Source organism: Streptomyces sp. NPDC046870 (assembly GCF_040704595.1).
Classification (GTDB): Bacteria; Actinomycetota; Actinomycetes; order Streptomycetales; family Streptomycetaceae; genus Streptomyces; species Streptomyces argyrophylli.
In genome coordinates this window covers 1-23,627 of the sequence record NZ_JBEYXM010000035.1, presented here as the reverse complement: position 1 = coordinate 23,627, position 23,627 = coordinate 1, and the positions used below count along the sequence as shown (strand labels likewise).

21 protein-coding genes are annotated in these 23,627 nt (G+C 74.1%); 7 read left to right on the top strand and 14 right to left on the bottom strand.

The genetic code is table 11. From position 1 onward, the window contains the following. Window positions 1–169: 169 nt before the first annotated feature. Together AB0946_RS38520 and AB0946_RS38515 are read left to right on the top strand one after the other, a co-directional pair. Window positions 170–1,315: an aminoglycoside phosphotransferase family protein gene (locus AB0946_RS38520; protein WP_366765387.1), complete on the top strand. Its 1,146-nt coding sequence runs from the start codon at window positions 170–172 to the stop codon at window positions 1,313–1,315. Between the two features lie 264 nt (window positions 1,316–1,579). Continuing rightward, on the top strand, window positions 1,580–3,553 hold the full coding sequence (locus AB0946_RS38515; protein WP_366765386.1) for an N-acetylmuramoyl-L-alanine amidase: 1,974 nt from the start codon (window positions 1,580–1,582) through the stop codon (window positions 3,551–3,553). 48 nt (window positions 3,554–3,601) lie between these two features. Here the strand turns inward: AB0946_RS38515 and AB0946_RS38510 are convergent, their stop codons facing one another. The 6 genes from AB0946_RS38510 to AB0946_RS38485 form a co-directional block, all read right to left on the bottom strand. Beyond that, window positions 3,602–4,099: a hypothetical protein gene (locus tag AB0946_RS38510; RefSeq protein ID WP_030339601.1), complete on the bottom strand. Its 498-nt coding sequence runs from the start codon at window positions 4,097–4,099 to the stop codon at window positions 3,602–3,604. A gap of 227 nt (window positions 4,100–4,326) precedes the next feature. After that, complete coding sequence (locus AB0946_RS38505; protein WP_366765384.1) at window positions 4,327–5,781, bottom strand: 3-hydroxybutyrate oligomer hydrolase family protein; 1,455 nt, start codon at window positions 5,779–5,781, stop codon at window positions 4,327–4,329. A 140-nt stretch (window positions 5,782–5,921) separates the two neighbouring features. Then, window positions 5,922–7,178, bottom strand: coding sequence for a PHB depolymerase family esterase (locus tag AB0946_RS38500; protein ID WP_366765383.1), 1,257 nt, complete (start codon window positions 7,176–7,178; stop codon window positions 5,922–5,924). A gap of 221 nt (window positions 7,179–7,399) precedes the next feature. Further along, window positions 7,400–8,302 carry a universal stress protein gene (locus AB0946_RS38495; protein WP_366765382.1) on the bottom strand — a complete coding sequence of 301 codons (903 nt, stop codon included), beginning with the start codon at window positions 8,300–8,302 and terminating at the stop codon, window positions 7,400–7,402. A gap of 117 nt (window positions 8,303–8,419) precedes the next feature. After that, on the bottom strand, window positions 8,420–8,662 hold the full coding sequence (locus AB0946_RS38490; protein WP_014670828.1) for a DUF397 domain-containing protein: 243 nt from the start codon (window positions 8,660–8,662) through the stop codon (window positions 8,420–8,422). 298 nt (window positions 8,663–8,960) lie between these two features. Continuing rightward, on the bottom strand, window positions 8,961–9,797 hold the full coding sequence (locus tag AB0946_RS38485) for an alpha/beta hydrolase (RefSeq protein ID WP_366765422.1): 837 nt from the start codon (window positions 9,795–9,797) through the stop codon (window positions 8,961–8,963). A gap of 172 nt (window positions 9,798–9,969) precedes the next feature. Between AB0946_RS38485 and paaK the strand changes: the two genes are divergently transcribed. From paaK to AB0946_RS38470, 3 genes are all read left to right on the top strand, one after another. Beyond that, window positions 9,970–11,274, top strand: a complete 1,305-nt coding sequence (gene paaK / locus AB0946_RS38480) for a phenylacetate--CoA ligase PaaK (protein ID WP_366765381.1) — start codon at window positions 9,970–9,972, stop codon at window positions 11,272–11,274. A 141-nt stretch (window positions 11,275–11,415) separates the two neighbouring features. Further along, complete coding sequence (locus AB0946_RS38475; RefSeq protein ID WP_366765380.1) at window positions 11,416–11,748, top strand: metalloregulator ArsR/SmtB family transcription factor; 333 nt, start codon at window positions 11,416–11,418, stop codon at window positions 11,746–11,748. Window positions 11,749–11,863: 115 nt separating this feature from the next. Further along, window positions 11,864–12,745: a TIGR03620 family F420-dependent LLM class oxidoreductase gene (locus AB0946_RS38470; protein WP_366765379.1), complete on the top strand. Its 882-nt coding sequence runs from the start codon at window positions 11,864–11,866 to the stop codon at window positions 12,743–12,745. 118 nt (window positions 12,746–12,863) lie between these two features. On the opposite strand, the gene AB0946_RS38465 is transcribed toward AB0946_RS38470, so the two are convergent. Then, entirely contained in the window at window positions 12,864–14,360 is a 1,497-nt protein-coding gene (locus AB0946_RS38465; RefSeq protein ID WP_366765378.1) for an acyl-CoA synthetase, read from the bottom strand. A gap of 260 nt (window positions 14,361–14,620) precedes the next feature. Here AB0946_RS38465 and AB0946_RS38460 point away from each other — a divergent pair, with 260 nt between their 5' ends. Next, entirely contained in the window at window positions 14,621–16,408 is a 1,788-nt protein-coding gene (locus tag AB0946_RS38460; RefSeq protein ID WP_366765377.1) for a serine hydrolase, read from the top strand. A gap of 13 nt (window positions 16,409–16,421) precedes the next feature. Here AB0946_RS38460 and AB0946_RS38455 read toward each other — a convergent pair whose 3' ends face one another. The 3 genes from AB0946_RS38455 to AB0946_RS38445 all read right to left on the bottom strand — a co-directional run bounded on the left by AB0946_RS38455 (window position 16,422) and on the right by AB0946_RS38445 (window position 19,459). Further along, window positions 16,422–17,984, bottom strand: a complete 1,563-nt coding sequence (locus AB0946_RS38455) for an NAD(P)/FAD-dependent oxidoreductase (RefSeq protein ID WP_366765376.1) — start codon at window positions 17,982–17,984, stop codon at window positions 16,422–16,424. A gap of 54 nt (window positions 17,985–18,038) precedes the next feature. Continuing rightward, a complete protein-coding gene (locus AB0946_RS38450) occupies window positions 18,039–18,836 on the bottom strand; it encodes an oxygenase MpaB family protein (protein ID WP_366765421.1) in 798 nt (265 codons plus the stop codon). Window positions 18,837–19,087: 251 nt separating this feature from the next. Beyond that, window positions 19,088–19,459: a ferredoxin gene (locus tag AB0946_RS38445; RefSeq protein ID WP_171158918.1), complete on the bottom strand. Its 372-nt coding sequence runs from the start codon at window positions 19,457–19,459 to the stop codon at window positions 19,088–19,090. Window positions 19,460–19,589: 130 nt separating this feature from the next. Here AB0946_RS38445 and AB0946_RS38440 point away from each other — a divergent pair, with 130 nt between their 5' ends. Then, window positions 19,590–19,955 carry a DUF6479 family protein gene (locus AB0946_RS38440; protein ID WP_366765375.1) on the top strand — a complete coding sequence of 122 codons (366 nt, stop codon included), beginning with the start codon at window positions 19,590–19,592 and terminating at the stop codon, window positions 19,953–19,955. Window positions 19,956–19,973: 18 nt separating this feature from the next. On the opposite strand, the gene AB0946_RS38435 is transcribed toward AB0946_RS38440, so the two are convergent. From AB0946_RS38435 to AB0946_RS38420, 4 genes are all read right to left on the bottom strand, one after another. Further along, entirely contained in the window at window positions 19,974–20,423 is a 450-nt protein-coding gene (locus AB0946_RS38435) for an RpiB/LacA/LacB family sugar-phosphate isomerase (RefSeq protein WP_366765374.1), read from the bottom strand. Window positions 20,424–20,472: 49 nt separating this feature from the next. Beyond that, on the bottom strand, window positions 20,473–21,732 hold the full coding sequence (locus tag AB0946_RS38430; RefSeq protein ID WP_366765373.1) for an ANTAR domain-containing protein: 1,260 nt from the start codon (window positions 21,730–21,732) through the stop codon (window positions 20,473–20,475). A 135-nt stretch (window positions 21,733–21,867) separates the two neighbouring features. Beyond that, a complete protein-coding gene (locus AB0946_RS38425; protein ID WP_366765372.1) occupies window positions 21,868–22,374 on the bottom strand; it encodes an STAS domain-containing protein in 507 nt (168 codons plus the stop codon). Window positions 22,375–22,497: 123 nt separating this feature from the next. Further along, window positions 22,498–23,430, bottom strand: coding sequence for a glycosyltransferase (locus AB0946_RS38420; RefSeq protein ID WP_366765371.1), 933 nt, complete (start codon window positions 23,428–23,430; stop codon window positions 22,498–22,500). Between the last annotated feature and the right edge of the window lie 197 nt (window positions 23,431–23,627).

Sequence of the window (23,627 nt, the reverse complement as noted above, 5' to 3'; positions counted from 1 at the left end):
GAGCACGGCGGGCGACGACGGGCACACTCCCCAGGGTGTACCCGGACGGCCGGGCCGGGTGGGCGCACGCTCCCGGAACCACGCTCACGGGGCACGCGACCTGAGCGTGAGTTCGGGACGCGGACGTACAGGCAGGCACCGCAGGCACACGAAGGGATCTGTTTCTCCCATGTACGCAGCATCGTCCTCCGTGTCCGCCCCGCCCCGGCCGCTGCGCCCCCGCCCGGCGGGCGGCGGGCCCTACCTCGACCCGGCACCGCGCCCGGGCGGTCCCGTGCCGGTCGCGGGCCGGGCCCGGCGGGTCCCGGGCCAGCCCGGCACCCAACCGCTCAGCGGGAGGCTGGACCTGTCCGGCCCCCAGGGCGCGCAGCTGCGCACCGCGCTCGCCTCGGTGCACCGGATCTGCCCGGAGTTCGCCCCGGTGCAGGTCCTGCGGCGCAGCGGACGGTCCGTCCTGCTCGTCGGGACGACAGGGCGCAGCACGGCCGTCGCGAAGTGTCTCCTGGACCACTCGCCCGCCTGGGCGGAGCGGAGCCGCCAGGAAATAGCCGCATACCGCTCGTTCGTCCGGCACCGGCCGCCGGTCCGGGTGCCGAGGCTGATCGCGGCGGACCCGGACAACTGCACGCTGGTGATCGAGCGGATGCCGGGCCGGACGGCGTCGTTCCAGCGGCATCCGGTGGAGGCCCCGCCGCGCGCGGACGTCCGGGCCGCGCTCGGCGCGATCTGCCGGCTGAACGCCTGGCGGCCCCCGGCGGGCACCTTCGACATGCCGCTGGACTACGCGGCCCGGATCTCCCGGTTCCACGAACTGGGCCTGCTCACCGACCGGGACCTCGGCGACCTGCAGAAGCTGCTGCACGGCATCGCCCATGAGGTGGGCCGGCACGGCATGCTCCAGTTCTGCCACGGCGACGCCCTGCTGTCGAACATCCTGTTGTCACCGGCCGGTCCAGTGCTGGTGGACTGGGAGCACGCGGGCTGGTACCTGCCGGGGTACGACCTGGCGACGCTGTGGCTGGTCCTCGGGGACGCGCCGGTGGCCCGGCGGCAGATCAGCCAGATCGCCCAGTCGGCGGGCCCGGCCTCCCGGGACGCCTTCCTGGTGAACCTGATGCTCCTGCTGACCCGGGAGATCCGTACGTACGAGACGGCCGTCCAGCGGTCCATGCAGGACGCGGCCCCGGCGGCACCGGTCGCGGCCCACCCCGGTGCCATGCCGTCCGGCGAGGAACAGCGGCTGCTGCTCAGGCGGTTGCACGACGACTGCCAGATGGCCCGCAAGGCCGTCCGCGCGGCGGTCGGCACCCGCTGACCGGACGACGGCTCCGCGGTGCGCCCTGAGCGGCGGCGCACCGCGGACCTTCGTGCGCAGGCCCGGACTCCGGGATCCACTGGTGTACGCCAGTGACGCCCCGCAGGCCCGGGCACCGCCGCCGCGAAACTCGCCGGAAACCCTCCGTGACATGGGAAATCACCTTCCGCCGGGCATCATTGACGGATCGTCGGCAAGCCGGTACCACTGACCCAGCTCGGCGCCGTACGCCCCGCCACGCCCCGCCCGTCACAGGAGGCCGCATTGCGAGGACCCGCCACCGACCCCACGTCCACCCCCGGCCCCAGACGTCTGCGGCGGACCGCCGTCCCGCTGGCCTCCGCGGCCCTGTTGCTGCCCCTGCTCGGCGCCGCCCCGGCCCCCGCCGACACGGATCCCGGCACGCACCGGTTGCAGCACGCGTTCGCGACCGCGGCGGCCGACTACCACGTGCCGCAGAGCGTGCTGCTGGCCGTCTCCTACCTCCAGTCCCGCTGGGACGCGCACGGTGGCGCGCCGAGCGTGACCGGCGGCTACGGCCCGATGCACCTCACCGACGCGAGGACCGCGCTCGCCACCGCGGAGCACTTCGCCGGGGGAACGGAGGACGCCCGGGGCGACAGCGCTCGTGCCGCGCTGCACCCCGTCGCCGACGTGCCGGCCGAGTCGGCGGTCCCGGCCCGGCTGAGGACGCTGCCGAGGGCGGCCGAGCTGAGCGGCATCCCCGCCGAGGAGCTGCGCACCGACCCGGCGGCGAACGTGGCGGGCGGCGCCGCCCTGCTCGCCGCCACGCAGAAGGAGCTGGGCGAGCCGCTCAGCGCCGACCCGGCCGACTGGTACGGCGCGGTCGCCCGGTTCTCCGGCGCCGACGACACCGCGACCGCCGCCGCGTACGCCGACGACGTGTACGACGTGCTGCGCACCGGCGAGGAGCGCGTCACGGACGACGGCCAGCAGGTGTCCCTGGCCGCCCAGCCACGGCTGACCGCCGACAGCGGCAGGCTGGGACGGACGGGCCTGCGCACGCTGTCCACGGACGGCACCGAGTGCCCCCGGTCGGTGTCCTGTGTGTCGGTCCCGGCGCCGTACGAGGAGTTCGGGGACAACGACTACGGCAATCACGACCTGGGCGACCGCCCGGCGTCGCAGAGCGTCAAGTACATCGTCATCCATGACACCGAGGGCGCCTGGGACGGGGTCATGAACCTCATCAAGGACCCCACCTATGTGTCCTGGAACTACACGATCCGCTCCACCGACGGTCTGATCGCCCAGCACGTCCAGGGCAAGGACGTGGCCTGGCACGCCGGGAACTGGTACGTCAACGCCAAGTCGATCGGCATCGAGCACGAGGGGTTCCTCGTCTCGCCGGACGCCTGGTACACCGAGGCGATGTACCGGTCCTCAGCGCGGCTGGTGCGGTACCTGGCCCGGACGTACGGCGTCCCGCTGGACCGGCAGCACATCCTGGGCCACGACAACGTGCCCGGTCCGACCGCGTCCACCGTCCCGGGGATGCACACGGACCCCGGCCCGTACTGGGACTGGCAGCACTACTTCCAGCTGCTCGGCCACCCGTTCCGGCCCACGGCCGGCCAGCACGCCGGTGTGGTGACGATCCTGCCCGACTACACCTCGAACCGGCCCGTGTACACCGGCTGCACCACCAAGGGCGAGCCGTGCACGGCGCACGGATCCAGCGAGGTGCGGCTGTACACCGACCATGACGTGACCGCCCCGCTGGTCAGGGACATCGGTCTGAAGACGGACCCGACGGACGGGGTGAACGACCTGTCCTCACGGGTCTCCACCGGCCAGCAGTACGCGGTGGCGGACCGCTGGGGCGACTGGACGGCGATCTGGTACCTGGGGCAGAAGGCCTGGTTCCTGAATCCCCTCAAGGACCCGACGGCCGTACCGGCGAGGGGCCTCCTGGTGAGGCCGAAGGACGGTCTGACCAGCATCCCGGTGTACGGCCGCGCCTACCCGGAGAAGGAGGCCTACCCGGCGGGCGTCCCCGCCCAGTCGGTGGTGCCGCTGCCCTACACGATCCCGGCCGGGCAGAAGTACGTGGTCGGTGACGAGGTACCGGGCGAGTACTACTACGCGGTGACCTTCACGCCCGACTCGCACCGGGTCGTGGTGGGCCAGGACCTGTACTACGAGATCCAGTACGGCCACCGGATCGGGTTCGTCCGGGCGGCGGACGTGACGCTCGAGAGGCCGGCGCACGAGTGAGGGCCGGGGTGCCTCACCCCGGCCCTCGCCCCGCGCGCGTCCCTGCTCTCAGCCCTGCTGGAAAAGCTCCGCCGGGAGCGGCTTCAGCAGGGCGTACAGGTCGTCGGTGATCGGGCGGTCCCAGGCGGCGATGGTGACGAGGACGCCGTCGCTGCGGTCGAACTGGACGCAGGAGATCCGGCTCTCGGAGAGCTTCAGCCGCCGCACGATGAGGAGGTTGTCGCCCTGGAGCACCGGGGTGTCCTCCACGCCGACGACGGTGACCTCCTCGTCGTTCTCCAGCGCCAGCAGCAGCTGCCCCACCTCGAAGGGGATCTCCCCCTCGGCGACCTCACGGGCCGGGGAGCCCTCGGGGAGATTGCCGATGATCATGGCGGGGCCGCGTCCGCCGAACAGGTCGTAACGCAGGAAGACGCCCTGGCAGGTCCCGTCGGGGGCGGGCAGCAGACCCGCGCCGAGGTTGCCCGGCCAGTCGCCCGGGTCCATGGCCAGCACGTCGAAGTCGGGTCCGGCAGGGGTCGCGCTGCGGCGGCGGAGGAACGACATGCGGCCATGGTACGTGCCCGGGCTCCGGTGGGTGACCTGTGGGCGCCCGGCAGAGCGGCTGGCGTGCTCCGGACGAAAGGCCCCAGGGTCTTTCGTCTGGATCGGGCCGGATCAGGGAGCGGGGTCTGGTGCCGTGCGTCGCAAGGCGGAGCCATGGCAACCGACGACAACGCGGCGAGGCGCGGTGCCAGACCCCCGCGAGCCCGGCATGATCCAGACGAGAGGCCCTAAGCCTGGCGCAGGGGGCAGCTGGTGAGCAGGGTGGCCGGGTCCGCGTCGGCCGGGCGGGCGACGGTGCGGTCGGCGGGCGGGCGGCCGGCTCCGGCGAGCCAGCGTTCCAGGGCCGTGAAGGCGGAGCGGTGGCAGGGCACCATCGGGCGGAGCCGGTCGGGGAAGACGTCGGCGAGCGAGTCGGTGTGCGTGCCGTCCTCGATGCGGTAGTAGCGCAGCAGGGAGCCGCGGCCCGCCTCGTGCACCATGCGCGCGTAGACGTCCGAGTCCTGGCTGATCGGCAGCAGTACGTCGAGGGTGCCCTGGAGGGTGATCAAGGGCTTGCCGATGCGTCCGGTCAGAGCGATGCGGTCGACCGCCCGGTGGACGGCGGCGGGCCGCTGCGGGTAGGAGTAGTCGGCGTCGCAGGCCGGGGTGCCGGAGGCGCAGTACGGGGTGCCGGCCTCGGTGTCACCGTCGTAGCCGGGGTCGAGTTCCTCGCGGTAGATCCGCTGGGTGAGGTCCCAGTAGACCTGGTGGTGGTACGGCCACAGGAACTCGGAGCCGGCCGGGAAGCCGGCCCGGTGCAGCGCCGCCTCGGCCTCGGCCGCGCCGGGGCCGCCCGCGGCGTACGCCGGGTAGTGGCGCAGCGCGGCCGGCAGGAAGGTGAACAGGTTGGGGCCGTCGGTGCGCCAGAGGGTGCCCTCCCAGTCGACTCCGCCGTCGTACAGCTCGGGGTGGTGCTCCAGTTGCCAGCGCACCAGGTAGCCGCCGTTGGACATGCCGGTGGCGAGGGTGCGGGCCGGGGGCCGCTGGTAGCGCTCGGTGACGACGGTGCGGGCGGCGCGGGTGAGCTGGGTGAGGCGGGTGTTCCATTCGGCGATGGCGTCGCCGGGACGGCGGCCGTCGCGGTAGAAGGCCGTGCCGGTGTTGCCCTTGTCGGTGGCGGCGTAGGCGTAGCCGCGGGCGAGTACCCAGTCGGCGATGGCCCGGTCGTTCGCGTACTGCTCGCGGTTGCCGGGGGTGCCGGCGACCACCAGGCCGCCGTTCCAGTGGTCGGGCAGCCGGATGACGAACTGGGAGTCGTGGTGCCAGCCGTGGTTGGTGTTGGTGGTGGAGGTGTCCGGGAAGTAGCCGTCGATCTGGATGCCGGGGACGCCGCTGGGCGTGGGCAGGTCCTTGGGGGTGAGGCCCGCGTAGTCGGCCGGGTCGGTGTGGCCGGTGGCCACGGTCCCGGCGGTGGTCAGCTCGTCGAGGCAGTCGGCCTGCTGGCGGGCGGCCCCGGGGACGTGCAGGCGGGCCTGCCCCGCGCAGTGGGCGTCCATGGGCTCGGGTCCGACGGGTGCCGCGGTGGCGGGGGTGACCAGGAGGGAGCAGGCGGCGGCGAAGGAGAGCGCCGTCCACGCGGTGCGCCGCACGGTCCGGGCGCGCCGTCCTGGTCGGCCGCGTGGTGGTGTGGGCTGGGGAAGCATGTGGTTCCTCCGGCGGATTGGGGACGCGCTGGAGGCTAGGGGTGGTGTGGGGGTTCCGGACATGTGTGGGGCCGCCATGATGACGGCGCGTTCGGCGGCGTCGGCCACCATGGCGGCCCTTCTCGGTCGCTGACTGGCTGTCAGGGGCAGCCGGTGTCGGCGAGGGTGAAGTATCCCTGGGGTGCTTCCTTCAGGGTGTGGGTGACGAACGTGTTGTACAGGCCCATGTTCTGCTGGGATCCCTTGGCGTAGGTGTAGCCGCCGCTGGTGGTGGCCCGTCCCGCCTGTACGTGGGCGTAGTTGCTCGCCGTCCAGCAGGCGGTGGTGCCGCCGCCCGGGTCCGGGTCCCCGCCGCCCGGGTCGCTGGTGTCGAGGCCGAAGAACCGGGCGATCCAGCGGCTGGAGCAGATCGAGTCGAGGAAGTACGGCGCCGTGGTGCTCCCGCACTGTTCGCCGCCGGTGCCCGGGTCGACCGGGGTGCCGTGCCCGATGCCCGGGACCCGGTCGACCTCGACGGCGACCGTGCCGTCGGCGGCCAGATACTGGTCCTGCCGGGTGGCGTCCGGCCCGATCGTGGTCGTGCGCGTGGGCGTCTGGGACAGGCCGTGCAGGGCAGTCCACTGGTCGCGCAGCTCGGTGGCGTTGCGCGGAGCGACGGTGGTGTCCTGGTCGCCGTACCAGATGGCCGCGCGCGGCCACGGCCCGCCGTACGAGGGGTAGGCGTCGCGCACCCGCTGCGCCCACGCGGCCGGATTGAGGTCGACGCCGGGGTTCATGCAGGTGTAGGGGCTGTTGTCCCTGGTGCAGTCGTAGGGCAGGCCGGCGACGACCGCGCCCGCCGAGAACACGTCCGGGTAGGCGGCGAGCATGACCGCGGTCATCGCGCCGCCCGCGGACAGGCCGGTGACATAGACGCGCTGCGGGTCGGCGCCGTAGGTGGTGACGGCTTGGCTCACCATCTGCCGGACGGACAGGGCCTCGCCCTGCCCGCGCCGGTTGTCGCCGGCCTGGAACCAGTTGAAGCACTTGCTCGCGTTGTTGGCGGTGCCGGTCTCGGCGAGCACCAGCAGGAAGCCGTCGCGGTCGGCGATCTGGGGCAGCCCGGAGTTGTCGGCGTAGACCTGGGCGCTCTGCGTGCAGCCGTGCAGGGCGACGACCACCGGCGGGTGGGCCGGCAGGGTGGCGGGCCGGTAGACGTACATGGTGAGGGCGCCCGGGTTGGAGCCGAAGTCGCTCACCCGGGTGAGCGTGACGGCGGCGTGGGCCCGGGGCGCGGGACCGGCGAGCGCGGTGCCGAGGACCACGGCGAGGACGGCGAGCAGACGGGGCAGGAGACGAGGCAGCGGGCGGGCCCGTGACGGTGCTCCGGGTGCCCTGCTGAACGGGGGCAGTGGCATGGCGGCTCCTTCGGTGGACACACGGGTTCCGGCCGCTCCCACGCGCGGCGGACCAGCCGGGAGTGCCGGAACCATAGGTTCGGGTGTGTCCGGGCACCATGGCGCGGCGCACCACAGCGGTGGGACCGCCGGTCGGCACCGGACGGATTGCGCGGTGCGGGGCGGTCTGCTAACCCGACGCCACCTGGATCACACGGCCCGCATCCCTGAGCCGGCCGGCCTCACTCCTGGGGTGGCGCCGGTGGCACGACCGCGATCGGGCTCGCCGCGTGCAGCAGTACGGCCTGGGTGACCGAGCCCATCATGCGGGCGGGGGCGAGCAGCCGCCGCCGGTGCCGGCCGACGACGACCAGATCGGCGCCCTTGGAGGCGGCGACGAGGTGGCCGGCCGCGTCGCCCGGCAGCGCCTCGGCGTCGGCGCGTACTCCTGGGTGCCGCTCGCGGTGCGGGCCGAGGAAGCCCTCGGCGAGGGTGCGGGTCTCGTGCGCCACGGCGTCCTGGTCGACCGGGGGCGGCACCGGCTGGCCGGGCGCCGACCAGATCTGCACCGGCCACGGGTAGGCGGCGATCACCTGGAGCCGGGCGCCGCGCAGGGCGGCCTCGGCGAACGCGAGGCCGAGGACGGACTCGTCGGGGCTGTCGACGTGCAGACCGACGACGACCCGCGGCCCGGGTCCGGCCGGCCCTCCCCCGTGCACCTCCCGGTCGGGCCGGGGCACGACGACCACCGGGCACTCGGCGTCCCGGGCGGCGGCGAGGCCGTTGGAGCCGAGGAGCAGGCTGGCGAAGCCGCCGCGGCCCCGGGATCCGAGCACCAGCAGCTGGGCGTCGGTGCCGAGTTCGGGCAGGACAGCAGCTGGTACGCCCTCCACGGCGAGGTACTCGACGGCCGGTGGCGCGGCCTGGTCCGCGAGCCGGCCGCGCGCCTCGTCGAGCACGGGATCGCCCTCCGCCCCGGGCGGCCCGGCGACCAGCACGTCGGCCTGGCCCCAGGCGGCGTACTGCCGTACGTGCACCACGCGCAGTGGTGCCGCGCGGCGCCGGGCGGCGTCCAGCGCCCAGTCCAGGGCGCGCAGACTGTCCGCGGAACCGTCGACCGCGGCGATGACCGGCGTAGCGTCCATCCTCGCCCCACCTCCGGAACACGACCTTCCCTTTGCTGGGGCCAGCCTGGCTCAGGTCCGGTCCGGGCAGGGCTCTGCCGGTCGCGTGTCCGGAAATCCGGCCGGAACTCCCCCGGTTCAGGTGAGGTCGAACTCGCCCTCACGGGCGCCGGAGACGAACGCGCCCCATTCGGCGGGGGTGAAGATCAGGGAGGGGCTCTCCGGCCGGCCGCTGTTGCGCATCGCGATGAAGCCTTCGACGAAGGCGATCTGGACGTCGCCCAGACCGCGGCTGCTGGACTGCCACTCGGCCTTGCTCAGGTCCAGCTCCGGCTTGTCCCAGCCCGCGAGCGGCGGCTGCTGGATGGTGCTCTCGGCCACGTCCCTGCTCCTCCCGGTTCGTCGTCCGCGGGTCAGCCTAGCGACCGGTCGCCACGGCGGACAGGGCACGTGGGGAGAACCCTGCGGCGGGCCGGCCGGCCGCCGCGGCGGGGTCGTCAGGAGCCGGGGGGCGCGGCGCCCGCGAGCCACATCGGGAAGGACCGGAAGCCGCCGCCGTGCGCGCGCCCGAGCGTCCCGTGAGGCGCCGTCCACCTGGTGTTCCCGGGCCCGTCCGGGCACCTGGAGGGCGGCCTCGGCGAAGCGGATCACGCCGGGGGCGCCGACGGGCCGATCCCGCTCACCGGTCCAGGAAGGCGAGCGTCCGGCTGACGAACCCCTGCGGGTCGTCCAGCCACGGATAGTGCCCGGCGCCGGGCTGGACGGCACACTCGGCGTGCGGGAAGGCGTCGGCGGTGCGGCGGGCGACGCCGGGGCTCGGCCAGCCGTCGAGTGCGCCCGCGTACACGAGGACCGGCGCCGTCAGGGCCTTGAGGGCCTCCCGGGTCGCGTCGGGGGTGAGGGCGCCTTCGGCGAAGTAGCGCTCGCCGGCCTCCTCGTTGACCTGTCGCAGCTCGGCGTCCGCGTGGGCCCGGGCGGTGTCGTCCCAGCGGCCGTGGAAGAACGGCAGGAACACGTCGTCGAAGTCCGCCTCGCCCGTGAGCCAGGCGCGGTAGGCGGGGAACGCCCGTCCGAACCACGGCTCGCCCTCGCGCAGCCGGGCCGCGGCCAGCCGGTCCTCGGGCACGGCCCGCAGGCCGAGGGCGGACGGGTTGGGGGTGACCAGCACCAGCCGTCGTATCCGCTGCGGGCGGCGGGCCGCGTAGAGCATGGCCAGGACGGCACCCGCCGAGTGGGCGAGCAGATCCATGTGCTCCAGACCCATGTGCTCCCGCCATGCCTCCAGGTCCTCGACCATCCGGTCGCAGCGGTACGTCGCCGGGTCCGCGGGCACCTCCGAGTCACCGGTGCCCCGCAGGTCGAGCAGGGCCAGCCGGCGGTGCGCGGTCAGCCCGCCCAGCTCCCCGAGGTACTCGGAGGCCCGCATGGGGCCGCCGGGCACCACGGCGAGCGGCTCCCCCTGTCCGCGCAGGTGGTAGGCGAGCCGGGTGCCGTCGGACGCGGTGAGGATCGGCATGCCGCCGATCATGGTGGGGCCCACCGACGGACCGCAACGCATTTCGGTCTCCTCGCGGAAATGTTTTCACCGCCCTCTTGCCCCGGGGTTCGTGACCTGCATTTACTGACCCGGAACACATCGACCGAATGATCGGTCGGCGGATGGCGCTGCTGGTGAGGGAGACGTCGCGATGGCGGATGTGACGGACCTGCTCGACGCGGGCGAACGGCTGGGACCCGGGGAACTGCGGGCGCTGCAACTGGAGCGGCTGCGCGCGTCGCTGCGGCACGCGTACGAGAACGTGCCGTTCTACCGTGAGTCCTTCGACAAGGCCGGCGTCCGCCCGGAGGACTGCCGCACCCTCGCCGACCTCGCGCACTTCCCCTTCACGACCAAGGCGGACCTCCGGGAGAACTACCCGTACGGCATGTTCGCCGTGCCCCGGGAGAAGATCCGCCGGCTGCACGCCTCCAGTGGCACCACGGGACGCCCCACGGTGGTCGGCTACACGGACAACGACCTTGCCATGTGGGCCGACATGGTGGCGCGGTCGATCAGGGCGGCCGGCGGCCGGCCCGGCGATGTCGTCCATGTGGCCTACGGATATGGGCTGTTCACCGGGGGGCTCGGCGCGCACTATGGCGCGGAGCGCCTGGGCTGTACGGTCGTCCCCGCGTCCGGCGGCATGACGGCCCGGCAGGTCCAGCTGATCCAGGACCTGGAGCCGTCCGTCATCATGGTGACCCCGTCCTACATGCTCACCCTGCTGGACGAGTTCGAACGGCAGGGCGTGGACCCGCGCTCCACCTCGCTGCGGGTGGGCGTCTTCGGGGCCGAGCCCTGGACCGAGCGGATGCGGCGGGAGATCGAGGAGCGGTTCGCGATCGACGCCGTCGACATCTACGGGCTGTCCGAGGTGATCGGCCCCGGTGTCGCCCAGGAGTGCGCGGAGACCAAGGACGGCCTCCATGTGTGGGAGGACCACTTCTACCCGGAAGTCGTGGACCCGATCACGGGTGAGGTGCTGCCGGAGGGCGAGCGGGGCGAGCTGGTGTTCACCTCGCTGACCAAGGAGGCCATGCCGATCGTCCGGTACCGGACGCGGGACCTGACCCGGTTGCTGCCCGGCACGGCGCGGGCGTTCCGGCGGATGGAGAAGATCACGGGGCGCAGCGACGACATGGTGATCCTGCGCGGGGTCAATCTGTTCCCGACCCAGATCGAGGAGATCGTGCTGCGTACGCCCGGTGTGGCGCCGCACTTCCAGTTGCGTCTCACGCGTGAGGGCCGCATGGACGCGCTGACCGTGCGGGCCGAGGCGCGCCCCGGCGCGTCGCCGGAGGTGCGGGACGCGGCGGCCCGGGCCATCGTCGCGGCGGTCAAGGACGGCATCGGGGTGTCGGTCGGCGTGGAGATCGTGGAGCCGGAGTCACTGGAACGCTCGGTGGGCAAGATCCGCCGGATCGTGGACCTGCGGACGCGCGACGCCGGGTAGGCACCGGGCACCGGGCACCGGGCACCGGGCACCGGGCACCGGGAGGAGGCTCCGCCCCGGCCGTCGGTCCGGCGCCCGGCAGCGCCGCGCGCTCGTATCGACGTACTCCGAAACGTCGGCCGCCGCCTATACTCCGGAGCCATGACGGACACCGCCCTCATCCCGGACCCGGACCTGGTCAACGCACTGCGGGCGCTGTCCAACCCGATGCGCCTCCAGATGCTGGGATGGCTGCGCGAGCCCGAGCGGCACTTCCCGATGGAGGCGGCCATCGCGGACCCCGCCGAGGTGGGGGTGTGCGTGAGCCACATACAGGCGAAGGCGGGGCTGGCCCAGTCGACCGTGTCGGCGTACATGGCGGAACTCCAGCGAGCGGGCCTGGTCCGGGCGACCCGGGTCGGCAAGTGGACCCACTACAAGCGCGACGAGCGGCGGATCGCGGACCTCGTCGCCCAGCTCGGACGGACTCTCTGACCACCGGCTTCCCGCTCGCCCCCTCCTGCCCCCGGTGCCGCGCACTCTTGCGCTTCATATCGAGAATCTGCGATATTCCGAATCGACGAAACTTTGTCCGTGAGGGAGCACAGCCATGGACCTCGGCACGTTCGGGATCTACACCTTCGACTTCGAGCACCAGCCGGCCGCGCGGATCCGGGAGTCCGTCCGGGAACTGGAGGACCTGGGCTGGCGGGCGCTGTGGATTCCCGAGGCGCTCGGGCGGGACGCGTTCACCCACGCCGGCCTGCTGCTCTCCGCCACCCGGCGGCTGACCGTCGTCAACGGCATCGCCCGGATCTGGTCCCGGGAGGCCCGCTGGACGCACGGCTCCGCCCTGCTGCTGGCGGACGCCTACCCGGGCCGGCACGTCCTCGGTCTGGGCTTCGGCGGTGAGCCCCGGCCGGGGGTCAGGCCACTGGCCGCCATGTCCGCGTACCTGGACGAGCTGGACACCATCGAGACGCCGAACCCCCGCCCGGCGGCCCCGATCCGGCGCCTGCTGGCCGCCTACGGGCCGAAGATGCTCCGACTGGCCCGCGACCGCGCCGCCGGCGCCCACACCTACCACGTGAACACGGCCCACACCGCACAGGCCCGGGAGATCCTCGGCCCGGACGCGTTCCTGGCCGTCGAGCACGCCGTGCTGTTCGAGACCGATCCGGACCGGGCCCGCGGCCTCGCGCGCGAGCATCTGCACGGTTACCTCCGGACGCCGTACAACCTCGCCAAGTTCCGCCGGCTGGGCTACACCGACGACGACCTCTCCGGCGGCGGCAGCGACCGCTTCGTGGACGACCTGGTGTTCTGGGGTGACCCGGACACCGTCGTACGGAAACTGCGCGGCCACGTCGAGGCGGGCGCCGACCACGTGGCCGTACAGGTGATCGGCGTGCGGCCGGGCGAGTCGGCGCTGCCGCACTGGCGGTCGCTGGCGGACGCGCTGCTGCCGGGCGGCGACTCGGCCGGCCGGTGAGCGACCGGCCCGGTCCTGGTGCACACGGGCCGGGCACCGTGCGCCCGGACCCGAACGCCGCACGCCCGGTCGGCCGGCACCGGGCCCCGTGAGCCCGGCATGACCCCGACGAGAGGCCCTAACCGCCGAAGCGGTCGCGCAGCTCGCGCCTGAGGATCTTGCCGCTAGCGTTGCGCGGCAACTCGTCGGTGAACAGCACGCGTTTGGGCGCCTTGAACGGCGCGAGCCTCTCCCTCACGTGCGCGATCAGCTCCTCCTCGGTCACCTCGCCGCGCGGGACGACGACCGCGGTGACGGCCTCGATCCACCGTTCGTCGGGCAGGCCGACCACGGCGGCCTCGGCGACCGCCTCGTGGGTGTACAGGGCGTCCTCGACCTGGCGTGAAGCCACCAGGACGCCACCGGAGTTGATGACGTCCTTCACCCGGTCCACGATGGTGAAGTACCCGTCGGCGTCCCGCACGGCGAGGTCCCCGGAGTGGAACCAGCCGTCGCGGAAGGCCTCGGCGGTCTCCTCCGGCTTGTCCCAGTAGCCCTCGCACAGCTGCGGTGACCGGTAGACGATCTCGCCGGGCGTGCCGGCGGGGACGTCCTTGCCGTCCTCGTCGACCACGCGGGCGTCGACGAACAGGACGGGCCGGCCGCAGGAGTCCATCCGGCCCTGGTGTTCGTCGGGTGCGAGGACGGTGGCCAGCGGGCCGATCTCGCTCTGGCCGAAGCAGTTGTAGAAGCCGAGCTCCGGCAGCCGCTCGCGCAGGCGCTCCAGGACCGGCACCGGCATGACCGACGCGCCGTAGTAGGCCTTGCGCAGTCCGGACAGGTCCCGGGTCGCGAAGTCCGGGCGTCCCGCCAGGGCGATCCAGACCGTCGGCGGGGCGAACAGGCTGTCCACGCGCCCCGCTTCGACCAGGTCGAACAGCCGGTCCCCGTCGGGCGCGTCGAGGATCAGATTGGTCGCGCCCACCGCGAGGTAGGGCAGCAGGAAGACGTGCAGCTGCGCGGAGTGGTAGAGCGGCAGGGAGTGCGCGGGCCGGTCGCCGGCGCTGAGGTCGAGGGCGGTGATCGCGCTCAGGTACTCGTGGACCAGGGCGCGGTGCGTCATCATCGCGCCCTTGGGCAGGGCGGTGGTCCCGGACGTGTAGAGGAGCTGCACCAGATCCTCGGTGCGCGGCTCCGGGCCGTCGTACGGGGGTGTGGTCGCCAGGCGCGCCAGGAGTGAGTCGCCGGTGTCGCGCAAGGGCAGCGTGCGGACGTCGCCGGGGAGCCGGCCGGCGATAGCGGGGTCGGTCAGCACCAGGGAGCTGCCGGACTGGCGGACGAGGTACGCGAGGTCGTCGCCGGTGAGGTTGTGGTTGACCGGCACGTGCACGAGACCGGCGCGGGCACAGGCCAGGAAGCCGATCAGGTAGGCGTCCGAGTTGTGGCCGTAGGAGCCGACCCGGTCGCCGGGGGCGAGGCCCTGGGCGAGCAGGACGCCCGCCGCGCGGGAGACGGCCTCGTCCAGTTCCTCGTACGTCCAGGCCCGGTCGGCGTACTCGACCGCGACCCGTGCCGGGGTGCGCCGGGCGCTGCGCCGCAGCACCCCGTCGACCGTGCTGCCCTGTCCCTGCGTCATGCCTCATGATCCTGGGTCCGGCACCGGGGCGGGTCAAGCACCCGGACGGCACGGACGCGAACCGGTCCGACGACCAACCGGGCCTTGCCGTCGCGACGTTGGGAGGCACGGCGTGCGGACCGGAGGCGGCGCAACGGACCGCGCCGAGCACGCCGAGACCTGGAAGCACACGCGCCCCGTTGACACATCCCCTCCCTGACAGGAAAGTTTCACGGTGCAAGGCAGGCGCCGAAAGATTCTTTCACGCGGGAGGCCGCAGCATGACGGACGACGTGGCAGGCGCACGAGCCGGCGGGCCGACCCGCCGCCGGCTCGTCGCGGGCACCCTGGCGGCCGGCGGCGCACTCGCCCTCGGCGCCCTCCCGGCGGGCCCGGCCGCCGCCGCACCCGCCTCCGGCCGTCACCGCACCCTGCGCCACGGCTCACCCGAACGCGCCGGGCTGCTCCCCGCACACCTGCGGCAACTCGTCACGGACGCCGAGGCGTTCCTCGCGCCCTCCCCCAGACACCCCTGGTACGCGGGTGCCGTGCTGCTCGCCGGGCGCGGCGGCACCGTGGCGCTGCACGAGCCGATCGGCATGGCCGTGCGCTACGCCCGGTACGACGAGAAGACCGACACCGGCGTCGAACTGCCGCCGGACCAGCAGCTCCCGATGACCCGGGACACCGTGTTCGACCTGGCCTCCGTCTCCAAGCTGTTCACCTCCCTCCTCGCCGTGCAGCAGATCGAACGGGGCGCGCTGGCCCTGGAGGGGACGGTCGCCTCCTACCTCCCGGAGTTCGGGCGCGCCGGGAAGCAGACGGTGACGATCCGTCAGCTCCTCACCCACACCTCGGGCTTCCGCGCCTGGCTCCCGCTGTACGACGCGCCGACGTACGAGGACAAGCTCCGGCTCATCTGGGACGAGGCACCGCTCAGCCCGCCGGGCACCGCCTACCTCTACTCGGACCTGAACCTCATCTCGCTCCAGCTCGTCCTGGAGAAGATCACCGGCCGCACGCTGGACGTGCTGCTGCGTGAGGAGATCACCGGGCCGCTCGGCCTCGACAGCACCCGCTACAACCCGCCCGCGTCCTGGAAGCCGCGGATCGCGGCCACCGAGGACGCGCGCCGGCCCTGGTCCGGGCTGGACCGCGGGATGGTGTGGGGCGAGGTCCACGACGAGAACGCCTACAGCCTGGGCGGCGTGGCCGGTCACGCGGGCGTGTTCGCGAACGCGTGGGACCTCGCGGTCCTCGGCCGTACGCTGCTCGACGGCGGTCGCCACGGCCGGGCCCGTATCCTGCGGCCGGAGTCGGTGGAGCTGATGTTCACCGACTTCAACACGGCCTTCCCCGGCGACGAGCACGGCCTCGGCTTCGAGCTGTACCAGCACTGGTACATGGGGGCGATGGCCACCCCGCGCACGGCCGGGCACACCGGCTTCACCGGCACCTCGCTCGTGCTCGACCCCACGACCGACTCCTTCCTGGTCGTCCTCGGCAACTCCGTGCACCCGGTGCGCAGCTGGCGGTCCGGCTCAGCTCCCCGCGTCGCCGCCGGGAACCACCTCGCCCGCGCGGTGCCGGTCCGTCCGACGAGGAGCCGTACCGCCTGGTTCTCGGGCATGGCGAACGCCACGAACGCCACGCTCACCCTGCCGGCGCTGGACACCTCCGCCGGCGCGGCCCGGCTGCGCTGCGCCCTGTGGTGGGACACCGAACCCCGTTCCGACCTGGTGGCCCTGGAGTCCACCACGGACGGCGGCGCCACCTGGCACCCGGTCCCGTTCACCACCACCCGCCGCGACGAGGACGCCGAGGACCACCCGGCGGGCACGGTCTCCGGCTGGTCGGGCCGTGTCTGGCACCGGCTGGCCGCGGACCTGCCGGCGGACCCGCGGCTGGTCCTGCGCTGGCGGTACACCACCGACGCGCTGTACGTCGGCCGGGGAGCGTACGTCGACGGACTGCGCGTCGACGCGGGCGGGACGGTGCTGTTCGACGGGGCACGCCCGGCGGACGCGGCTCGGATCGCGGCGGTGGGCTGGCAGGGCTCGGCCGACTGAGCCGGGCCGGTGGTCAGTGCCGCTCCAGCACCGCCATCGCCGCGTTGTGCCCCGGCACGCCGCTGACCCCGCCCCCGCGCACCGCGCCCGCCCCGCACAGCAGGACGTTGGGGTGCCGGGTCTCCACACCCCATCCGCCGCCGTCCTGCTCGGCGTAGGGCCAGGACAGGGCCCGGTGGAAGATGTTGCCCCCGGGCAGCCGCAGGTCCCGTTCGAGGTCGAGCGGGGTCTTCGCCTCGATGCAGGGGCGGCCGTCGGCGTCGGTGGCCAGGCAGTCCGCGAGGGGCTCGGCGAGATGGGCGTCGAGCTGGGCGAGGGTGGACGTCAGCAGTTCCTCGCGTACGGCGTCGTTGTCCCGGTCGAAGAGGCGGGCCGGGGCGTGCAGGCCGAAGAGGGTGAGGGTGTGGTAGCCGCGCTCGGCGAGGCCGGCGCCGAGGATGGTGGGGTCGGTCAGGGAGTGGCAGTAGATCTCCGAGGGCGGGGCGGCGGGCAGCTCGCCGGCGGCGGCCTGGGCGTGGGCGGTGGCCAGTTGCCGGTAGCCCTCGGCGATGTGGAAGGTGCCGGCGAACGCCTCGCGCGGATCGGCGTCGGGGTCGCGCAGCCGGGGCAGCCGGGTGAGCAGCATGTTGACCTTGAGCTGGGCGCCCTCGACGGGTTCGGGCGCCGGATCGCCGGTGAGGACGGCGAGTTCGTGCGGGGAGGCGTTCACCAGGACGTGCCGGGCGGCGGCGGTGCCCTCGCCGGCGGGGGTGCGGTAGACGACCTCGGCGGTCGTGCCGTCCGTGTCGATCCGCAGCGCCTCGTGCCCGGTGGCGATGCGCGCGCCCGCCGCGCGCGCCGCGGCGGCCAGCGCGTCGGTCAGCGCGCCCATGCCGCCGACGGGCACGTCCCAGGCGCCGGTTCCGCCGCCGATGACGTGGTAGAGGAAGCAGCGGTTCTGCACGAGGGTGGGGTCGTGGGCGTCGGCGAAGGTGCCGATGAGCGCGTCGGTGAGGACGACGCCCCGGACGAGGTCGTCGGTGAAGGTCCGCTCGATGACCGCGCCGACTGGCTCCTCGAACAGGGCACGCCAGGCGGCCTCGTCGTCGATGCGGCGGCGCAGTTCGTCGCGGGTGGGCAGCGGTTCGGTGAGCGTGGGGAAGACGCGCTGGGCGACGTGGCCGGTCATGCCGTAGAAACGCTCCCAGGCCTCGTACTCGCGGTCGCCGCCGGTGAGCCGGGCGAACGCCTCCCGGGTGCGCTGCTCACCGCCGCCGACGAGGAGGCCGGTGGGCCGGCCCGCGCGCTCCGCCGGGGTGTACGACGAGACGGTGCGGGAGCGGACGCGGAAGTCCAGCCCGAGGTCACGCACGATCTTCTCCGGCAGCAGGCTGACCAGGTAGGAGTAGCGCGACAGGCGGGCGTCGACCCCGGCGAACGGGCGGGTGGAGACGGCGGCGCCGCCGGTGTGGTCCAGACGTTCCAGCACCAGCACGGAGCGGCCGGCCCGGGCCAGGTAGGCGGCGGCGACCAAGCCGTTGTGGCCTGCGCCGACGATGACGGCGTCGTACGCGCGGGTTCCCTCGTTCGCGGACATGGTTCTTCGTAGCACGCGGTGATCCACGACGGCCAGAGGCGGGCCGGGGCCGGATCAGGCCCGCACGTTGTGCGGTGCCGGACGTGCCTGTGGGCCGAGCCGCGCCATGGCCCGCAGGATGTGCTTCGGCGGGAGCTGCCAGCGCAGCCGCGCGGGGATCCGGCGGAGCACGGCCCCGGTGACGCGCAGCCGGCGGGTGACGACGGCGGGCGCGGGGGCGGGCCTGCCGTACAGCTCGTGGGCGTACGGCGGCAGGGCCGCGTACGCCAGCAGGGCCACCCGCCGCCACAGCAGCTCGCGCGCCGGGACGAGGAGGGGATGGGCCGGCGGCCGGAGCAGGAAGTCGTCCACCTCGTGTGCCTCGGGTCCGGCGGCCAGCTCCGGCCGGACCGCCTCGAAGTACGCGGCCAGCTCCGCCCGGCTCGCCGGCACGGTGTGCGGGTCGAGTCCCACCAGGCGGGCGCTGACGCGGTGCTCGGCTATGTACCGGTCGGCCTGGGCGTCGGTGAGCGGGAAGCCGGAGCGGCGCAGGACGTGCAGGTAGGAGTCGATCTCCGCGCAGTGCACCCACAGCAGCAGTTCCGGCTCGTCGACGCCGTACCTCTCCCCGGTGTCCGGATCGGTCGCGCCGAGCATGCTGTGGATCTTGCGCACCCGCGCCCCGGCCCGCTCGGCGGCCTCACTCGTGCCGTAGGTGGTGGTCCCGACGAAGTGCGCGGTCCGCATCAGCCGCCCCCAGGCGTCCTGGCGGAAGTCGGAGTTCTGCATGACCCCGCGGACCGCGCGCGGATGCAAGGCCTGGAGGTAGAGCGCGCGGACCCCGGCGACCCACATCATGGGATCGCCGTGCATCTGCCAGGTCACGGAGGCGGGGGTGAACAGTCCGGGGTCGCCGGTGCCCGCATGTGTGCCCACGGACACTGGACGTCACCCCCTGCCGGCTGTCGACGCGTGTGTGCCGGGCCCGGTCACACCTGACTTCCCCGGCGCAGCCTATTGGCCCAGGCCCTGCGGCGGAACCGGAGCGCCGCCCGTAGCCGGTCCGGGAGATGGTCTCGCGCCGGACGCGACCGCCGCTGCTCGGGCGAGGACGGCCGGGGCGGTCATCCGAGCGTTTCCAGGAAGTCCGCGCAGGCGTCGGCGCAGGCCCGGCAGGCCGCCGCGGCCGACTCCGCACCGGGGTGCTCGTCGAACGCGCGGGCGCACTCCAGGCAGACCGAGCGGCACCAGTCCACCCGGACCCGGATCGCCTCCTCGTCCTGCCGGTTCTCCTCGCACAGCACGCGGCAGGTGGCGTCGCACGCCTCGGCGCACATGATGCCCAGCCGGCGCGCCCGCTCCTGGTGCTCACTCCCGTCCGGGTCGACCAGGCTCGCGCGCACGGCACAGGCCCGGGCGCACTCCGTGCACGCCTGGGCACAGGTGAAACGGTCCTCCAGGAACCGGTACAGCTGCTGCGAAGTCGGCGATGTCACACCGTGCGAGTAGCCGGGGCGGACGGCCACAAACCACTGTCCCGGGGCCCGGCGGACGGGCACCACCCGGACGTCCGGCATAACCAAAAACGTTCGGGTTCGTCCTGTTCTGACCGGGTATTCCTGTCCTATGAACACCGCATCGACGCAGCTGGCCGCCGCGAGCGGCCTGATGAGCCTGTTCCTGTTCATCGTGGCCGTGGGCGTGCTCGCGCTGCTCGCCGGCGGCTTCTGGATGACCTCGCGCGTCAGGTACCGCGAGTCCCCGCGCCCCCGCCCCGAGGAGCAGCCCAAGCTGCCGCCGGAGGGGCCGGTGCACGAGGTCCGGGAGAACCGGGAGTCCGCGGAGATACCCCGCATCCCCAAGGGCGACCGCCCGCTCACCCCGTACGAGCTGACCAACATGGACACCCGGACGAGCGCGTCGAAGGAACGTCCGCGCTGGAGCAAGGGCTCCAGCGGCTCGTTCGGCGGCGGCGGACTCGGCGCCCACTGATTCCGGCCCCGCTGGACCCTAGGAGTCCCGGGCGTCCAGGCGTCCGACGCGGGCCACGTTCTGCCGGTCCTCGGGGTCCTGGCTGGGCTCGGCCGCGAACCAGGCGTCGAGGATCTCCCTCAGCACCGGTTCCGAGGTGAGCCGCAGGCTCAGCGCCAGGACGTTGGCGTCGTTCCAGCGCCGCGCTCCGTCGGCCGTACCGGCGTCCACGCACAGCGCCGCGCGCACACCCGGCACCTTGTTGGCCGCGATGGACGCGCCGGTACCGGTCCAGCAGCACACCACCGCCTGGTCGGCCGCGCCCTCGGCCACCTCCCGGGCGGCGGCCTCCGAACACACCGCCCACCGGGCGTCGGCCCCGGGCCGCAGCGCACCGTGCTCCCGGACCTCGTGGCCACGGCGGCGCAGCTCCGCGACCAGCAGTCGGGCCACGGGTTCGTCCATGTCGGAGGAGACGGAGATCCGCATACCCCGGAGCGTAGCGCGCGGGGGCCCGGACCCGGCCGCCGGCGGACCGTCAGCCGGCTCGCGGCGCCGGGCGGGTCAGCGCCCGGTGGAGGTGTTCGAGGGCGTCCAGCAGCACCGAGCGGTGGTACCAGCTCAGCCAGGCCGCCGTGTCCGAGGCGAGCAGGGCGAACGCCTCGGCCTGCGCGGCGGTCATCCGGTGGCCGGCGTCCGGCCAGTGCAGGGTGATCACGCCGGTGCACGAGCCGGCGGAGGAGAGCACCGGCACGCTGTGCACGGCCTGGGTGCCGGTGACCAGCAGCGCGCGCCGGCAGTCGTCGGACAACTGCGTGTCCGTCGCGACGTCGGGCACGCTCACCTGGCGGCCCCGCACCCGGGCCGCCGCGTCGGCCGTGCCGTCGCCCCGGCCGCGCACCAGCTGGTCCAGGAACGTCTCCGCGCAGCCGTGGTGGGTCTCCAGCATCAGGGCGTTCACGGCCGGGTCCACGAACTGCACGTACCCGGCGGGCGCCGTCCCGATGGCCAGCGCCTCGTGCAGGACGGCGTCGATCATCTGCCGGCGGTAGCGCGGGTCCCGGCCGCCGCGGGCCAGCATCCGCAGCTGCGGCACCGGCAGCGAGCGGCGGCCCGGGAACCACACGTCGCCGTCCGGGGGCCGGGCCACCACCACGGCCGAGACGAGGACCCGCAGCGGCACGTTGAAGCGCTGCGAGGCCTCGCGCAGCACCCGGAAGGCGCTGCCGGAGTCCGGCAGGCCGTAGCGGACCATGAGCGTGCCCTGCGCCATGCCGATCACCGGCGCGGTGCGCACCCGGGCGCGCAGCGCGCGGACCTCCTTGTGCAGGTCCTCGTACGAGGGCCGCAGCGGGTCCGCCATCTGGGACCGCCAGGCGGGCAGCTCCTCCACCCGGGAGGCGGCGCGGGCGAGCTCGCGCAGCGCCTCGTCCAGCGTGGCGTACAGCTGGACACCGTCCAGGCGGGCCAGGTGCACCGCCTCGCGGACCCCGGGCCGGGCGCGGACGATGATCAGGTCGGGGCGTCCGGTGCGTGACCGGGTCGTCTCGCTGAGCGTGCGCAGCACGGCGGCGCCGCCGAGCTGGACGTGCGCCATGTCGAGCACGGGGCGCAGTCCGGCGCGGTCCGCCTGTTCCAGGTGCCCGCGCAACTCCTCCGACCAGGCCTGGGCTCCCTCGGCGTCGAGGCTGCCCGACATGCGCAGCAGGAGGGCTCCCTCGGCGGGCAGCCCCTCGACGACGGAGGACTCGATCACGAGGGGAGCCGGTGCCGCGGGCCGGCCGGAAGAAGGTTTCATCGCATCACCCAGACAGGACGTCCCGAAGGACTCGATCGGTCTCTTCCCGGCCTACGCACCCCCCCCGCACGGTAGGCCCCGGGCCGCCGGCCGCGCCATCCACCGCGCCGTACGGCTCGGCGGCGGGCCGGGCCGTCACCACCCGGGGTCGCCGGGCTCCGGGCGGGCCGGTTCGTACGCCGGCCCGCCCGCCCGGTCCCGGGCCGGTTCGCGGGAGGTCAGGGCGTCCAGCGCCGACGCCAGGGTGGCGTGCACCCGGATGCCGGGCAGGCCGGCCGAGGTCAGGGCCTCCCGGACGTGCGGTCTGGGCTGTACGACGGACAGGGCGCGGCCGGTGTGCGCCAGGGCCCCGGTGGCCCGGTCCAGGGAGCGCACCGCGTCGGCACAGGCGAGGTACGCCTCGCTCAGGTCCAGCAGGGGGTGTTCACCGGCCTGGCCGGAGTGGGCGACGTGCTCGGCGAGGGCTTCGGAGAACAGCCGGGCGTTGGAGGCGTCGACCGTGCCCCGGGTCTTCAGGACGCTGATGCCGCCGAGCCCCGGACGGTGCTCGTGCACGGTCTGCAGGAGCAGCGGGGCGGGGCCGCCGGGGCGGACGCGGGCGGGTGACGGCTGACCGTCTTCCCTGGGTGATCGGGTTTCCACGGGGATCGGGCTTCCTGGAGGGGGAGGAAGGATCAGCCGGCCGCGTCTTGACCGGGACATCACTGTGCCCGCGCGGTGCGGGGGATGCAACGACGTCCCCGCGCGTGTCGTACCGCCGCGGTGTCAGCCGACGTACCGCCGGGCGGGTGAGTCCCTGCGCGCCCGTTCCAGCGCGGCGAGGCGGCGTTCCAGGTCGGGCGGTACGGGGTCGCGCTGGCGCAGCACCCACGGCAGTCCGGCGGTGGCGTGGGCGAACGCGCGTGCGGAGGCGGCGTCCCGGGGCACGGTCCGGATGAGGTGCCCGGTACGGCGCAGCGCCGGCAGCAGCGGGCGGCGCAGCCAGGTGAACCACAGTGTGTTGCGCAGTCCGAGGACCCGCCGGGCCGTGCTGTCGCGCAGCCGGGAGGCGTGGTGGTGGACGGTGAGTTCCTCGGCGTAGGCGAGCCACCAGCCCTGGCGCAGCAGGTCGCAGGCGAGCAGTTCCTCCTCGCCGCCGAGCCACAGGCCCGGGTGGAACCCGCCGCCGGCCCGGAACGCCTCGGTGCGCAGCACGGTGGCGGCGGCGAGGAAGGAGCCGAGGGCGGGTCCGGGCAGCCAGCCGGGTCCGGACAGCGGGGACTCGCGCAGCTCGCGCACGACCGGGTCCTCGGTGCCTTCCGGTTCCACGATGATCCGTGCGGTGACGCCCGCGAGCCGGGGCCCGGCGTCCAGCAGGTCGGCGGCCCGGCGCAGACTGCCGGGGTCCCACCAGGTGTCGTCGTCGCAGAAGGCGACGTAGGGCGTGCGGACCCGCTGCACGGCCAGATTGCGGCCGATGGCACCCAGGTTGCGGCCGGGACACAGCAGGGTCATCTCCGGGAACTCCCGGGCCACCGCCTCGGCGGTGCCGTCGCAGGAGGCGTTGTCGGTGACGATCACCGGCGGCCGCTCGGGCAGCCGGCGCAGCAGGGCGAGGGTGCGCAGCAGTTCGTCACGGCGGTTGTGGGTGATCAGGACGACGGTCGTGCGGTCGTCCGGGGCGGTCCGGGCGGGGGCCTCGGCAGCGGTGCCGGTCATCGTCTGACGCCTCCCCGAGGGTGGTGGCGGCGGATCGGGGGCGCCGTCGTCCGGCGCCTTCCCGTGGGGGCGGGAGCGGGTCGGGGGGGCCGCCCCCCCCCCCCCCCCCCCCGGGGGGGGGGCGGGGGGGGGGGGGCCCCCCCTCCCGCGCGGGGGCGGGGGGGCCCGCGTCCGGTCCCAGCCCCCCGGGGCCCGGG